Origin of the sequence: Nocardioides cavernae (assembly GCF_013410035.1) — a bacterium.
In the GTDB taxonomy this organism is placed as follows: domain Bacteria; phylum Actinomycetota; class Actinomycetes; order Propionibacteriales; family Nocardioidaceae; genus Nocardioides; species Nocardioides cavernae_A.
The window spans coordinates 1350944-1365816 of record NZ_JACCBW010000002.1; the positions used below are offsets into that span (position 1 = coordinate 1350944).

Consider the following 14873-nt stretch of genomic DNA (forward strand, 5'->3'; position numbering starts at 1 on the left):
GCGCCGACCTCAGTAGTCGGTGCCGCGGGCGGCCGGCGACTCGAAGGCCGCGTCGAGCAGGGTCTTCTGCTCCTCGACGTGGCGCTTGACCGTGCCTACGGACGGCGAGGCCGACGCAGGCCGGGTGATCGGCTGGACCTCGACGTCGAGCTGCGGCCAGACGTTGAGGTGGTAGTGCGGCCACGGGCCCATGTTGCGCGGCTCGTCCTGCACCCAGCGGACCGCCTTGAGGTGGGGGTACTTGGCGATCTCGGCCTTGATCTCCTCGACCGGGTTGGGGTAGAGCCGCTCGACGCGGCCGATCGCGAAGGCGTCGCCGTCCTCGCGCTTGCCCCGCTCGACCATGAGGTCCCACGTGACGCGGCCCGAGCACATGATGAGCGTCTCGACCTTGGCGGGGTCGGCCGCGTCGTCGCCGATGAACGGGCGGAAGGTGGTGTCCCCGACGAAGTCGGCCGGCTGCGAGGCCGCCTCCTTGCGCTTGAGCATCGACTTGGGCGTGAAGACGATGAGCGGACGGTGCTCCTCGCCCAGCGAGTGGCGCCGCAGCAGGTGGAAGTACGACGCGGGGGTCGAGGGCTGCGCGACGACCATCGCGTCCTCGGCGCTCATCGTCAGGAAGCGCTCGATGCGCGCCGACGAGTGGTCGGGACCCTGGCCCTCGTAGCCGTGGGGGAGCAGCAGCACGACGCCGGACTGCTGGCGCCACTTGGTCTCACCGGCGGAGATGAACTCGTCGATGATCGTCTGTGCGCCGTTGACGAAGTCGCCGAACTGCGCCTCCCACAGCACCAGCGCCTCGGGGCGCGCCACGGAGTAGCCGTACTCGAACCCGAGGGCGGCGTACTCCGAGAGCAGCGAGTCGTAGACGTGGAACTTCGCCTGGTCCTCGGTGAGGTTGGTCAGCGGGGTCCACTCGTCGGCGTTGGTGCGGTCGATGATCGTGGCGAAGCGCTGGACGAAGGTGCCGCGGCGCGAGTCCTGGCCGGCGAGGCGGACCGGGCGGCCGTCCATCAGCAGGGAGCCGAAGGCGAGGATCTCGCCGGTGCCCCAGTCGATCGGGCCGTCGGTGATCGCGGCCGAGCGCCGCTGCAGCTGCGGCATGACCTTCGGGTGGACGGTGAAGCCCTCCGGAGGCGTGACGTAGCTGTCGGCGATCCGCTTGAGGACCTCGGGCGTCACCGCCGTGGAGAAGTCGCCGGCCGGCTTGTCCGGGTAGTCCGGGACGGTCGTCCACTCGATCGGCGCCTCGGAGCTGGCCTCGCGGACCTCGGTGAAGACCCGCTCCAGCTGCTGCTGGTAGTCCTTCAGGACCTGCTCGGCCTCCTCGACCGTGATGTCACCGCGCCCGATGAGGGACTCGGTGTAGAGCTTGCGCACCGAGCGCTTCTGCTCGATCAGGTCGTACATGAGGGGCTGGGTGTACGACGGGTCGTCGCCCTCGTTGTGACCGCGACGGCGGTAGCAGACGAGGTCGATGACGACGTCCTTGTTGAACGCCTGGCGGTAGTCGAACGCGAGCCGGGCCACACGGATGCAGGCCTCGGGGTCGTCGCCGTTGACGTGGAAGATCGGCGCCTGCACCATCCGCGCCACGTCGGTGGCGTAGAGGGAGGATCGCGACGAGCCGGGTGCGGTGGTGAAGCCGACCTGGTTGTTGATCACCACGTGGACGGTGCCGCCGGTGCGGTAGCCGCGCAGCTGCGAGAGGTTGAGGGTCTCGGCGACCACGCCCTGCCCGGCGAACGCTGCGTCACCGTGGACGAGGAGCGGGAGCACCGGGAACTTCTCGCCCTGGTCGAGGATGTCCTGCTTGGCGCGGGCGATGCCCTCCAGGACGGGGTTGACCGCCTCGAGGTGCGACGGGTTCGCGGCGACGGAGACCTTGATCTTGTCGCCGGAGCCGGCGACGAACTCGCCCTCGGCGCCGAGGTGGTACTTCACGTCGCCGGAGCCCTGGACCGTGCGCGGGTCGATGTTGCCCTCGAACTCACGGAAGATCTGGCTGTACTTCTTGCCGACGATGTTGGCGAGCATGTTGAGCCGGCCGCGGTGGGCCATGCCGATCGTGACCTCGTCGAGGCCCTGCTCGGCCGCGGCCTCGCAGATCTCGTCGACGAGCGGGATGGTCGTCTCGCCACCCTCGAGGCTGAAGCGCTTCTGGCCGACGAACTTGGTCTGCAGGAAGGTCTCGAACGCCTCGGCCTGGTTGAGCTTGAGCAGGATCCGCAGCTGCTCCTCGCGGGGCGGCTTCACGTGCGGCTGCTCGACGCGCTCCTGGATCCACTTGCGCTGCTCGGGATCCATGATGTGCATGTACTCGATGCCGGTGGTGCGGCAGTAGGAGTCGCGCAGGATGCCGAGGATGTTGCGCAGCTTCATGAAGCGCCGGCCGTCACCGCCGAACGACCCGGTCGCGAACTCGCGGTCGAGGTCCCACAGGGTCAGGCCGTGCGACTCCACCTCGAGGTCGGGGTGGCTGCGCTGGCGGTACTCCAGCGGGTCGGTGTCGGCCATCAGGTGGCCGCGCACGCGGTAGGCGTGGATGAGCTCGAGGATCCGGGCCTGCTTGACGATGTCGTCGTCGTGGCTGGCCACGACGTCGCGCGCCCAGCGGATCGGCTCGTAGGGGATCCGCAGCGAGCGGAAGATCTCGTCGAAGAAGTCGTTCTCGCCGAGCAGCAGGCCGTGGACCCGCTTGAGGAACTCACCCGACTGCGCACCCTGGATGACGCGGTGGTCGTAGGTCGAGGTCAGCGTCATCGCCTTGCTGATGGCGTTGCGGTTGATGGCCTCCTCGGAGGCGCCCTGCCACTCCGGCGGGTACTCCATCGCGCCGACGCCGATGATCGCGCCCTGTCCCGACATCAGGCGCGGCACCGAGTGCACGGTGCCGATCCCGCCCGGGTTGGTGAGCGACATCGTGGTGCCCTGGAAGTCGGCGACGGTCAGCTTGCCGTCGCGCGCCTTGCGCACCATCTCCTCGTAGGCGGTCCAGAAGGCCGCGAAGTCCATCGACTCGGCGCCCTTGATGTTGGGCACGAGGAGCTGGCGGGTGCCGTCGGGCTTCTGCATGTCGATCGCGAGGCCGAGGTTGATGTGGGCCGGCGTGATCAGGTTGGGCTTGCCGTCGACGACCTCGTAGCCGACGTTCATCTCGGGCATCGAGCGCAGGGCCTTGACTAGCGCATAGCCGATGATGTGGGTGAAGGACACCTTCCCGCCGCGGGCGCGGGCGAGGTGGTTGTTGATGACGGTGCGGTTGTCCCACAGGAGCTTCACCGGGACCGAGCGGACCGACGTGGCCGTGGGGACCGACAGCGAGGCGTCCATGTTGGCCGCCGTACGCGCCGGGGCGCCGCGCAGGACCGTGTAGGTCGGCTCGTCGCTGGAGCCGGACGGGGCGGCGGGCTTGGACTCCTTGGCCACCGGCGTGCTCGTGCCCTTCGCCGGCTCCGCTGCGGCCGCGTCCGGGCGGGGCCGGGAGGTCGCGGCGGGCTTGTCGGCGGGCTTGTCGGCGGGCTTGTCGGCGGACTTGTCAGCGGGCTTGTCAGCGGGCTTCTCGGCGGGCTTGTCAGCGGGCTTCTCGGCGGGCGGGGCAGCGGCCTTCTCGGCGGGCGGGGCAGCGGCCTTCGCGGGTGCCTTCGCCGGCGCCTTGGCCGGGGCCGACGTCGCGGCCGAGGTCGTGGCCTTCGCCGGCGCAGCGGTGGCCGCCGCAGGCTCGGGCGCGCTCCCGTTGCCGAAGTACTTCGCCCACTCCGGACCCACGCTCGCGGGGTCCTTGTCGTACTGCTCCCTCATCTCCTCCACGAGCCACTCGTTGGCTCCGAGGTCGGATGACGGTGCAACCGAGGACTGGTTGCCGGACTGCCCGTTCGGGGACTGCGCCACGCTTGTTTCGCCTCTTCCAGGATTCATCGCGCAAAAGATTGACCAAGTCGCACTCAAGGCTAGTCCCACACGCACGCAAATGCAGGGGCGGGCTCGTCGTTTGATGCATGGTGTGGGCCACACCGTCCCAGCACCACCCTGGAGTCGTCATGCCAAGCCCCGCGCCGGGCCGCACGCCGCGGGCCCGTCGGGTCGTGGGACCCCTGCCCGCCCTGCTCGCCCTGCTCGTCGCGCTGCTCGCGGGCTGCCAGTCCCACGGCGGACCGGGCGCCGCTCCCGAGCGGCCCAGCCGCAGCGACGACCAGGTGACGCTGAGCTCCCACGGGGTCCCGACGAAGGTCGGCATCCACCGCGTGCACGGCCGGCTCCCCGTCGCGCGACGCAAGGCCGTACGCCGGCAGGTCGGCGCGGTGGTGGACGCCTGGTGGGACGCCGCCTACCTCGGTGGCACCTACCCCCGCAGCGCCTTCCCGGCGGCCTTCCCGGGGTTCACCGACGCGGCCGAGCAGCGGGCGCGGGAGGACAAGGCGCTGCTCACCAACCAGACCGGTGGGCCACGCATCGACTCCGTGACCGCGCGCAGGCGCACGGTCACCCTCGACATCCTCGCCACCGGCAGGCAGGCGCGTGCGGTCACGGCGCACTTCGTGCTCGCGTTCGACACCACCGGCGACAAGACCGGGACCACCACGGTTCGCGGCCGGCTGTACCTCACCCACCGGCGGGGGGCCTGGCGGGTCTTCGGCTACGACGTCGCGAAGGGGTCCCGATGAGGAGCCGAATGCAGGGCCTCCACCGGGCGGCGAGGGCCGTGGTCCTCACGGGCGTCCTCGCGGCGACCGCGCTGGTGGTGCCCGAGTCCGCCGTGCAGCCCACCGACGTCGCGCTCGTCAAGATCCGGCACGCCCAGGGCGTGGCCACGGGCGGCGAGGACGTCGTGTGGATCCTGGCCGTCGGGTCCGACGCCCGCCCCGGAGAGGCGATGACCCGCGCCCGCGGTGACGCGCTGCAGCTGGTCGGCATCAACACCCGCACGGGCTCGGCGACCGCGATCGGCGTGCCCCGCGACTCGTGGGTGAGCATCCCGGGCCACGGCAGGGAGAAGATCAACTCCGCCCTCTACTTCGCCGGCCCGCGCGGGATGGCCGGCGCGATGCGCAACCTCGTCGGCATCGAGCCCGACTACGTGATGGTGACCCGTTTCCCCTTCTTCGAGGACATGGTCGACGACATCGGCGGCATCACCGTGACCAACCCGCGGCGGTTCGCCGACCCGTACCTGAAGAGGGAAGGGTTCCGGAAGGGACGCATTCACCTCGGCGGCTACGACGCGATGGCGTTCTCCCGCATCCGCAAGGGGCTGGCCGGCGGCGACTTCGACCGGTCGGCCAACCAGCAGCGGACGCTGCGCGGCATCCACGCGCGCATCCGGAGCCAGGCCGACCGGCCGGGGTTCATCGAGCGCGGTGTGATGTCGGTGATGGCGCACATGGACACCAACGCCTCGCCGGCCGAGCTGTTCGAGATCGCGCAGGCCGTGGCCCAGGTCGACCCGCGCAGGATCACGACGTGCGTGGTCGGGGGCCGGGTCGGCTTCGTCGGCGCGGCGAGCGTGGTCTTCCCCGACGTGCCGCAGGCGCGGCGCCTCGGGCGCGAGGCCCGGCGAGACGCCGCCCTGCGGCACTGCTGAGGTGCAGCTCCTCAGCGACCGGGGTCAGCGCTCGTAGATGCGGCCCGACGTCCGCGCCAGGTCGATGACGACGGCCTCGGCGTAGAGGGTGACCCGCAGTGCGACGACCTGCGACCCGCGGTAGCCGGTGTCGACCAGCTGGCGCTGGATCTCGCCGACCCCGCCCGGCAGCTCGACGACGCCGCCGGGCGCCGGGACCTCGACGGCCTGCCCGCCCACGGTGATCGAGCCGACGGCCGTCGAGATCTTGGAGCCGACCCGCTTGCCGGCCTTCTGGCGCATCGCCGCGCGCGAGCTCACGTCGTTGATGACGAGCTGGGCGGTGGGGATGGACACCGACCGGATGGCCGTGCGCGACCAGCCCTTGGCCACCTTCTTCGCCCGGTGCTGGTCGCCGTTGACCTGGTAGGTCACGCCGTCGAGCAGGACCGGCACCGGCAGCAGCTGGCTGGCGTGGGGGACCTGGTAGGTCTGCGTGCGTCCGCGCGAGCCCTGGCAGGGGAGCGCCTTGTGCTGGACGTTGCCGAACCGCAGCGCACCCTGCAGCGCCTGGTAGTCCATCGCGGTGCCGCCCGAGCGGAACACGCCGACGGGGGCGGGCCCGCCCATCCGGACCCGAGCCGTACCGAGCTCGACGAGCTGGCGCCGGTCGCCCGCGGTCACCTCGATCCGCAGGGCGGAGGCCTGGGACTGGGCGTTGCTGCTGTTGGCGCGCCCGTTCTCGTAGCCGAGCGCGATGGTGCCGAGGCCGGGGATCGCGATCGGCTTCGTGACGTCGCTGAGCACGTCGAAGACCTGCTGGGCGACCTGCTGGGTGCCGGTGAAGACGGTGTCGGTGACCTGGTCGAGCGGCGCGAGCAGCTGCTGGAGCTCGGGCGGGAGCTGCTGGACGACGGTGTTGTCGAGGAGCTCGAGGGAGATGCTCGCGAAGGTGAAGCCCTCCTCGTGGCCGTAGCCCTGAGGGGTGTGGAAGGCGTGGGCGGTGGTGCGCAGGCCCTTGATGACCAGGCGGGGGGTCGTCAGGGGACCGACCGTGCCGCCGATGCTGATGTCGCCGATCGTGTTCGTGCCCCGGACGCCGTGGGTCGTGCCGTCGGCGTAGGTCTCGGTGCGGCTGGTGCTCGCCGAGACGTGGATGAGCGGGTTGTCCGGCACCGACACGACGCTCCGCTGCTCGCTCACCTTGCCCACCGACCGGGTGCACAGCTGCTGGGCGTGGGCGTCCTTGAGGTCGAGCGCCTCCACGCTGTCGGTGACCAGCTTCACGCCGTACACGTCGCCGCGGTAGCCGAAGTCGGTCAGCACGTCGGCCTGGGCCGCGCGGGCCGCCGTCGTGGCACCCGGGGCCTCCGCCCGGGCCGGGGCGAGGCCGACCGTGGTCGTGAGCGCCGCGCCGAGGGTGAGCGCGACGGCCGTGGTCAGTCGTCGTCGCGTCGTGGTGTCCATGTGTGCCCTCCCGGGACGGGGAGCCGCCTCCGCGACCCGTTCCGCGGTGACTCGTCAGTAACTCCCTCGCAGGCCCCAACGAGACGGCCACGCAATGGTGACGGTGCCCACAGGAAATGACGAAGACCCGAACCGTGGCGGTTCGGGTCTCGTGCGGGGGCGCCTCCGGCAGGATTCGAACCTGCGGCACCTGGTACCGGAAACCAGTGCTCTATCCCCTGAGCTACGGAGGCAGTGCGCGGCCCGGGCAGTCCCCGGGCGGTGCGCGGTGAAGACTACCGGTCGGGCGACGCGGTCGCGCAACCGCCTCGGCGCCGGGCGGGCCGACGGTCGGCCGAGGGTCAGCGGAGAGCCAGGGAGCCGGACGTCACGGCGGGGAAGGGAAGGGCCTCGTGCTCGGCGATGCGGGCGTCCATGCGCTCCGCGACGTCGTCGGGCCACGGCGACGTACGACGGGTGCTGAGGTCGATGTGGAGGAAGACCTCCTCCACGACGCAGGCGACGACCCGCTCGGTCTCGTCGAGGAGGTAGACGAGCGCGTGGGCGGCCCGCTCGGAGCGGCCCAGCAGCCGTACGCGGGCCGACATCGTGTCGCCGGTGCGCAGCTCGTTGAGGTAGGTGACGTGGTGCTCGGCGGTGAAGCACGCCTGCTGGTGGGTCAGCGGCCACATCTGGGGGATGCCGACCTCGACGAGGGACTCGTCGAGGCCCTCGCTGGCGATGCCGACGTAGTGGCGCACGTTGAGGTGGCCGTTGATGTCCTCGAAGGGCATCGGCACGGGCTGCTCGACATAGGCGGGCAGGCCGATCAGCTGGTCGTAGGTCGGGTGCGTCGTCACAGGCAAGAACCCTAGGGCAGGCTCGTGCCCGGACGGCGGTGGCCACGGCGTGAAACCGGTTCGGTCGCGGCCGAGGGCCGCCGATAGGCTTGCCCGGTGAATCCTGAGCAGCTCTCCGAGACCATCGTCGATGTGCTGACGGCCCTCGTGGCCGACGGTGCGATCACGCTGCCCGACGGCGTGCCGACCCAGGTCACGGTGGAGCGACCCCGGCAGAAGGGTCACGGCGACTACGCCACCAACGTCGCCCTGCAGCTGGCCAAGAAGGCCTCGACCAACCCGCGGGCCTTCGCCGACCTCGTCGCCGAGCGGCTGCGCGCCGCCGACGGCGTCTCGGGCGTCGAGGTCGCCGGCCCCGGTTTCCTCAACGTGAGCGTCGAGGCCGGCGCCCAGGGCCAGGTCGCGGCCGACATCGTGGCGGCCGGTCCGGCGTACGGCTCCGCGACGACGCTCGCCGGGCAGAAGGTCAACCTCGAGTTCGTCTCCGCCAACCCGACCGGTCCGCTCCACCTCGGCGGCACCCGCTGGGCCGCCGTCGGCGACGCGCTGGCCCGCGTCCTGGCGTTCTCCGGCGCCGAGGTCACCCGGGAGTACTACTTCAACGACCACGGTGCCCAGATCGACCGGTTCTCCGGCTCGCTCCTCGCGCAGGCGCGCGGTCGCGAGGTGCCCGAGGACGGCTACGGCGGCGACTACATCAAGGACATCGCCGACCAGGTGATCGCGGCGCGTCCCGACGTCCTCGACCTGGACGACGAGGCGGCGCGGGAGGTCTTCCGCGAGGTCGGCGTCAACCTGATGTTCGAGGAGATCAAGTCCGACCTGCACGACTTCGGGGTCGACTTCGACGTCTACTTCCACGAGAAGTCGCTGCACGACTCCGGTGCCGTCGACAAGGCCATCGCGCGGCTCACCGAGATGGGCAACACCTACACCGAGGACGGCGCGCTGTGGCTGCGCACCGAGCAGTACGGCGACGACAAGGACCGGGTGATCGTCCGGTCCAACGGCACGCCCGCCTACATCTCCGGAGACCTCGGCTACTACCTCGACAAGCGCGAGCGCGGCTTCGACCGCTGCTTCATCCTGCTCGGCGCCGACCACCACGGCTACGTCGGACGGATGATGGCGATGTGCGCCGCGTTCGGCGACACCCCGGGCGAGAACCTCGAGATCCTCATCGGGCAGATGGTCAACCTGCTCCGCGACGGGCAGCCGGTCCGGATGTCCAAGCGCAACGGCACGGTCATCTCGATGAACGACCTCGTCGACGCGATCGGCGTCGACGCCGCGCGCTACGTGCTGGCCCGCTACACCAACGACACCACGATCGACATCGACCTCGAGCTCTGGGCGAAGGCGTCCAACGACAACCCGGTCTACTACGTCCAGTACGCCCACGCCCGCACCTGCCGGATGATCGGCAACGCCGCCGACCTCGGCATGGCGTTGCCCGGCGACGACTTCGACCCGTCGCTGCTCTCCCACGAGCGCGACGGCGAGCTGCTGCGCGCCCTCGCCGAGTTCCCGCGCGTCGTCGCCAGCGCGACCGACCTGCGCGAGCCGCACCGCGTCGCGCGCTACCTCGAGGACACCGCCTCGGTCTTCAACAAGTGGTACGACACGAAGGAGTGCCGGATGCTGCCGATGGGCGACGAGCCCGTGGGCCCGGCCAACCTCGCCCGGCTGGTGCTCGTCCACGCGACCCGGACGGTCATCGCCAACGGCCTGCGCCTGCTCGGGGTCACCGCTCCCGAGAGGATGTGATCGGGCGTGCCGACTGCCCACCCCTCCGGCTGGGCGCACGCCGACGGTGCCCTGCGCGGTCCGCACTGGCTGCGTGAGCCGGCCGACCCCAACGCCCTCGTCGAGCACCTCTGGTCGAGCACGACCGCCAAGACCGACGGCGTGCTGAGCGTCGGCGGGGTGCCGCTGCCCGACCTGGTGGCCGAGCACGGGTCCCCGGCGTACGTCCTCGACGAGGCCGACTTCCGGGCGCGCGCCCGCGCCTTCCGCGACGCCTTCGCCGACTACGACGTCTTCTACGCCGGCAAGGCGTTCCTCTGCACGACCGTGGTGCGCTGGCTCGCGGAGGAGGGGCTGTCCCTCGACGTGTGCTCCGGGGGCGAGCTCACGGTCGCCGAGCGCGGCGGCTTCCCGATGGAGCGGATCGGCTTCCACGGCAACAACAAGACGCTCGGCGAGCTGGAGCGCGCGGTGGAGCTCGGCGTCGGCCGCGTCATCGTGGACTCCTTCCACGAGGTCGAGCGCCTGGCGGCGATCACGACCGAGCTCGGCCGCACGGTCGGCGTGATGGTGCGCGTCACCGCGGGCGTGGAGGCGCACACCCACGAGTACATCGCGACCGCCCACGAGGACCAGAAGTTCGGCTTCTCCATCGCCAGCGGCGACGCCCTCGAGGCGGTGCGCCGCGTGCACGCCGCGCCGGGGCTGCGACTCCTCGGCCTGCACTCCCACATCGGCAGCCAGATCTTCGACACCTCCGGCTTCGAGGTCGCCGCCCGCCGGGTCCTCGCGCTGCACGCCCAGGTGAGCGAGGAGCTCGGCGTCGAGATGCCCGAGATGGACCTCGGCGGCGGCTTCGGGATCGCGTACACCACCCAGGACGACCCGGCGGACCCCGCGCGGCTCGCGGCCGAGATGAGCACGATCGTGGCGCACGAGTGCCGGGCCCTGGGCATCGCCGGACCGCGCCTGTCGATCGAGCCGGGCCGGGCCATCGTCGGCCCGTCGATGTGCACCGTCTACGAGGTCGGCACGGTCAAGGAGGTCGCCCTCGACGGTGGCCTGCGCCGCTCCTACGTCTCGGTCGACGGCGGGATGAGCGACAACATCCGCACCGCGCTCTACGACGCGGACTACTCCGCGACCCTGGCCTCGCGTCCCTCCGAGGTGGGCCCGCTGCTGGCCCGGGTGGTCGGCAAGCACTGCGAGGCCGGCGACATCGTCGTGAAGGACGAGTTCCTCCCCGGCGACGTGCGCCCCGGCGACCTCGTCGCGGTGCCCGGAACGGGCGCCTACTGCAGATCCATGGCGTCCAACTACAACCACGCGCTGCGTCCTCCGGTGATCGGAGTTCGGGACGGGAAGACCTTCACCGTCCTCCGCAGGGAGACTGAGGCCGACCTGTTGGCGACCGATGTGGGTGCGTACTGATGAGTGAGGCTGACAAGCGACTGAGGGTCGCTGTCCTGGGCTGCGGAGCCGTGGGCTCCCAGGTGGTGCGGCTGCTGACCGAGCAGCGCGACGACCTCACGGCCCGCGTGGGCGCGCCCGTCGAGCTCGTCGGCGTGGCCGTACGCCGTCTCGACGCCCCGCGCGACGTCGAGGTCCCCGAGGGCCTGCTGACCACGGACGCCGCCGGCCTCGTCGCGCGCGACGACGTCGACCTCGTCGTCGAGGTGATCGGCGGCATCGAGCCGGCCCGCTCGCTGATCCTCGCGGCGCTGGAGAACGGAGCCAGCGTCGTCACGGCCAACAAGGCGCTGCTCGCCGAGGACGGCCCGACCCTCTTCGAGGCGGCCGCCAAAGCCGAGCGCGACCTCTACTACGAGGCGGCCGTCGCCGGCGCCATCCCCATCCTGCGCCCGCTGCGCGAGTCCCTCGCCGGCGACAAGGTCACCCGGGTGCTCGGCATCGTCAACGGGACCACCAACTTCATCCTCGACAAGATGGACACCTCCGGGGCGGGCTTCTCCGAGGCGCTCGAGGAGGCCCAGGACCTGGGCTACGCCGAGGCCGACCCGACCGCCGACGTCGAGGGCTTCGACGCCGCCGCCAAGGCCGCGATCCTCGCCAGCCTCGCCTTCCACTCCCGCGTCACCGCCTCCGACGTCTACCGCGAGGGCATCTCCGAGGTCACCGCCGCGGACGTCGCCAGCGCCCGCGACATGGGATCGGTCGTCAAGCTGCTGGCGATCTGCGAGCTGCGACGCGGGCCCGACGGCCACGAGCAGGTGGCCGCCCGCGTGCACCCCGCGATGATCCCGCGCTCGCACCCGCTGGCGAGCGTGCGCGAGGCCTACAACGCCGTCTTCGTGGAGTCGGAGGCCGCGGGCCAGCTGATGTTCTACGGCCCCGGCGCCGGTGGTGCGCCCACGGCGAGCGCCGTGCTCGGAGACCTCGTCACGGTCGCCCGCAACCGCCTCGCCGACACCCGCGGGGCGGGGGAGTCGGCGTACGCCGACCGCGCTGTGCAGCCGATGGGGGAGACCCGCACCCGCTACCACGTGGCGATCGACGTCGACGACCGCGCGGGCGTGCTCGCGGCGGTGGCCAACGCGTTCGCCGACCACGACGTGTCGATCCAGACGGTACGCCAGGAGGGTCGCGGCGCCGACGCCCAGCTCGTCGTCGTCTCGCACGCCGCCCCGGACGCTGCGCTCAGCGCCACGGTGGAGGAGCTGCGGAGGATGGACATCGTCCGCGAGGTCACCTCGGTGATGCGGGTCGAGGGAGGCGACGAGTGAGCACCACCAACGGCCAGTGGCGCGGCGTCATCGAGGAGTACCGCGACCTGCTCGAGCTGCCCGAGGGACTGGCGGCGGTCACCCTGCGCGAGGGCGGCACGCCGCTGGTGCACTCGGAGTGGCTCACCGGCCTCACGGGCGGTGAGGTGTGGCTCAAGGTCGAGGCCAACAACCCGACCGGGTCGTTCAAGGACCGCGGGATGACCGCGGCGATCTCGGTCGCCCGGCACGAGGGGGCCGAGGCGGTGGTCTGCGCGTCCACCGGCAACACGTCCGCGTCGATGGCGGCCTACGCCGCGAAGGCCGGGCTCAAGCCCCTCGTGCTGATCCCCGAGGGCAAGATCGCCGCCGGCAAGATGGCGCAGGCGGTCGTGCACGGCGCCCAGATCATCATGGTGCGCGGCAACTTCGACCACTGCCTCGACATCGCGCGCGGCCTGGCCCGCGACTACCCGGTCGCCCTGGTCAACTCGGTCAACCCGGTGCGCCTCCAGGGCCAGAAGACGGCGTCGTTCGAGGTCGTCGACTTCCTCGGCGACGCGCCCGACTTCCACCTGCTGCCCGTCGGCAACGCGGGCAACATCGCCGCCTACTGGCTCGGCTACCAGCAGTACGCCGAGCTCGGGCGCGCCACGAGGCGCCCCGTGATGCGCGGCTTCCAGGCCGAGGGCGCGGCGCCCCTGGTGACCGGCGAGCCGTTCCCCGACCCCGAGACCAAGGCCACCGCGATCCGCGTCGGCAACCCCGCCTCGTGGCACCTCGCCGAGATGGCGGCCAAGGAGTCCGAGGGACGTTTCGCCGCGGTCTCGGACGAGCAGATCCTCGCCGCCCAGGTGGAGCTGGCCCGCCACGACGGCGTCTTCGTCGAGCCGGCCTCGGCCGCCGGCGTCGCCGGCCTGCTCGCCGAGCTGTCGGCGGGGGAGAGCTACGCGGGGCGGACCGTGGTCATCACCGTCACCGGCCACGGCCTCAAGGACACCGCGACCGCGCTGGAGACGTTCACCGACATCGTCGACACCGTGGTGGACGCCGACGTCGCCGCGGCCGCTGCGGCCGCCGGTCTCGCCTGATGGCGCAGTTCGTCGACGGGCCGGTGCGGGTCACCGTGCCCGCGACGTCCGCCAACCTCGGCCCCGGCTTCGACTCGCTCGGCCTCGCCCTCTCGCTGCGTGACGAGCTCGAGGCGGAGGTGCTGCCACACGGCCTGGAGGTCGAGGTGGACGGCGCGGGAGCGGACGGCGTACCCCGCGACGAGTCGCACCTGGTCGTCCGGTCGATGCGCGCCGCCTTCGACCTCATGGGGGAGCAGCCCCCCGGGCTGCGGCTGTCGTGCCGCAACGTCATCCCCCACGCCCGCGGCCTCGGCTCGTCGTCCGCCGCGATCGTCGCCGGCGTCGTGCTGGCACGCGCGCTCGTGGCGGGCGGGCAGCTCCTCGCCTCCGACGAGACGCTCTTCGACCTCGCCGCGGACCTCGAGGGCCACCCCGACAACGTCGCTCCCGCGTTCTACGGCGGCTTCGTCATCTCGGGCCGCGAGGACGACCGCTGGTACGCCGTGCGCGCCGGCGTCGACCCCCGCATCACGGCGGTCGTCTTCGTGCCGCCGACCGGCGTGGAGACGAAGGTCGCCCGGGGGCTGCTCCCCGACTCGGTGCCGCACGCGGACGCCGCCGCCAACGCGGGTCGCGCCGCCCTCCTCGTCGCCGCCCTGACCGGCCAGCCCGAGCACCTGCTCGCCGCGACCCGCGACTGGCTGCACCAGGACCAGCGGGAGCCGGCCATGCCCGCGACGCTCGCGCTCGTACGCGCCCTGCGCGCTGACGGCGTACCCGCTGTGGTGTCCGGCGCCGGTCCCACCGTGCTCGCCTTCGGCTCGGCCGACACCTCGCCGCTCACCGCACGGTGCCCCGACGGGTGGGCCTGCCACGACCTCGCGGTCGAGCCCTCCGGCGCGCTCGTGCTCTGACGGCGTCCGTCCGCCACCCCGGCGGGAGCCCTGCTAACCTGACGGCGCGCCGTTCGGCGCACCGCCCGGCCGGTCCCCGGCCCGCCCGTCCGATCGGGCGCACGGGCGACACACCTTCCGCCTCGCGGCCGCCCGACGGCGCCGCAGGCGACGCAACGTGCGAAGGACCCACGTGACCGAGACCCCCTCCGCCACCGCGGAGAACGCTGCCCCCGAGGCCGCCGAGACCACGGCCGAGACCACGGCCGAGACCAGCAAGCCCGCGAAGAGGGCGGCGTCGAAGGGCTCCGGCCTCGGCTCGATGCTCCTGGCCGACCTCAAGTCGATGGCCGCCGGCCTCGGCATCGCCGGCGCCGGCTCGATGAAGAAGGCCCAGCTGGTCGACGCCATCAAGGCGACCCAGTCCGGTGGCGGCCGACCCGCCGCCCAGGCCGACGCCCCGGCCCAGCCGACCTCCCAGCCGACCTCCCAGCCGACCTCCCAGCCGACCTCCCAGCCGACCTCCCAGCCGACCTCCCAGCCGACCTCCCAGCCGACCTCCCAGCCGACCT

Annotated in this window: 11 protein-coding genes and 1 tRNA gene; 8 read left to right on the forward strand and 4 right to left on the reverse strand. The window is 72.0% G+C overall.

From position 1 onward, the window contains the following. Positions 1-9 precede the first annotated feature (9 nt). Entirely contained in the window at positions 10-3918 is a 3909-nt protein-coding gene (locus F4692_RS14065; RefSeq protein WP_179620227.1) for a multifunctional oxoglutarate decarboxylase/oxoglutarate dehydrogenase thiamine pyrophosphate-binding subunit/dihydrolipoyllysine-residue succinyltransferase subunit, read from the reverse strand. A gap of 167 nt (positions 3919-4085) precedes the next feature. On the opposite strand from F4692_RS14065, the gene F4692_RS14070 reads away from it, so the two are divergent. Next, a complete protein-coding gene (locus F4692_RS14070) occupies positions 4086-4664 on the forward strand; it encodes a hypothetical protein (protein ID WP_179620228.1) in 579 nt (192 codons plus the stop codon). Next, positions 4661-5581: an LCP family protein gene (locus F4692_RS14075; protein WP_257029763.1), complete on the forward strand. Its 921-nt coding sequence runs from the start codon at positions 4661-4663 to the stop codon at positions 5579-5581. The genes F4692_RS14070 and F4692_RS14075 overlap by 4 nt, the downstream gene beginning before the upstream one ends. A gap of 24 nt (positions 5582-5605) precedes the next feature. Here F4692_RS14075 and F4692_RS14080 read toward each other — a convergent pair whose 3' ends face one another. From F4692_RS14080 to F4692_RS14090, 3 genes are all read right to left on the reverse strand, one after another. After that, positions 5606-7027, reverse strand: coding sequence for a choice-of-anchor P family protein (locus F4692_RS14080; RefSeq protein ID WP_179620229.1), 1422 nt, complete (start codon positions 7025-7027; stop codon positions 5606-5608). A gap of 160 nt (positions 7028-7187) precedes the next feature. Further along, positions 7188-7260: transfer RNA gene (locus F4692_RS14085), tRNA-Arg, on the reverse strand. 108 nt (positions 7261-7368) lie between these two features. After that, positions 7369-7866 (reverse strand): thioesterase family protein, encoded by a 498-nt coding sequence (locus F4692_RS14090; protein ID WP_179620230.1) that lies wholly within the window; start codon positions 7864-7866, stop codon positions 7369-7371. Between the two features lie 96 nt (positions 7867-7962). Here F4692_RS14090 and argS point away from each other — a divergent pair, with 96 nt between their 5' ends. The 6 genes from argS to F4692_RS21835 form a co-directional block, all read left to right on the forward strand. After that, positions 7963-9633, forward strand: a complete 1671-nt coding sequence (gene argS, locus F4692_RS14095; protein WP_179620231.1) for an arginine--tRNA ligase — start codon at positions 7963-7965, stop codon at positions 9631-9633. A gap of 6 nt (positions 9634-9639) precedes the next feature. After that, positions 9640-11043: a diaminopimelate decarboxylase gene (gene lysA / locus F4692_RS14100; protein WP_179620232.1), complete on the forward strand. Its 1404-nt coding sequence runs from the start codon at positions 9640-9642 to the stop codon at positions 11041-11043. Continuing rightward, entirely contained in the window at positions 11043-12356 is a 1314-nt protein-coding gene (locus F4692_RS14105; RefSeq protein WP_179620233.1) for a homoserine dehydrogenase, read from the forward strand. The genes lysA and F4692_RS14105 overlap by 1 nt, the downstream gene beginning before the upstream one ends. Then, entirely contained in the window at positions 12353-13426 is a 1074-nt protein-coding gene (gene thrC / locus F4692_RS14110) for a threonine synthase (RefSeq protein ID WP_179620234.1), read from the forward strand. The genes F4692_RS14105 and thrC overlap by 4 nt, the downstream gene beginning before the upstream one ends. Next, on the forward strand, positions 13426-14322 hold the full coding sequence (thrB, locus tag F4692_RS14115; protein WP_179620235.1) for a homoserine kinase: 897 nt from the start codon (positions 13426-13428) through the stop codon (positions 14320-14322). Before thrC ends, thrB begins: the two co-directional genes overlap by 1 nt. Before the next feature lie 172 nt (positions 14323-14494). After that, a partial coding sequence (locus tag F4692_RS21835; protein ID WP_179620236.1) for a Rho termination factor N-terminal domain-containing protein occupies positions 14495-14873 on the forward strand: 379 nt, incomplete at its 3' end.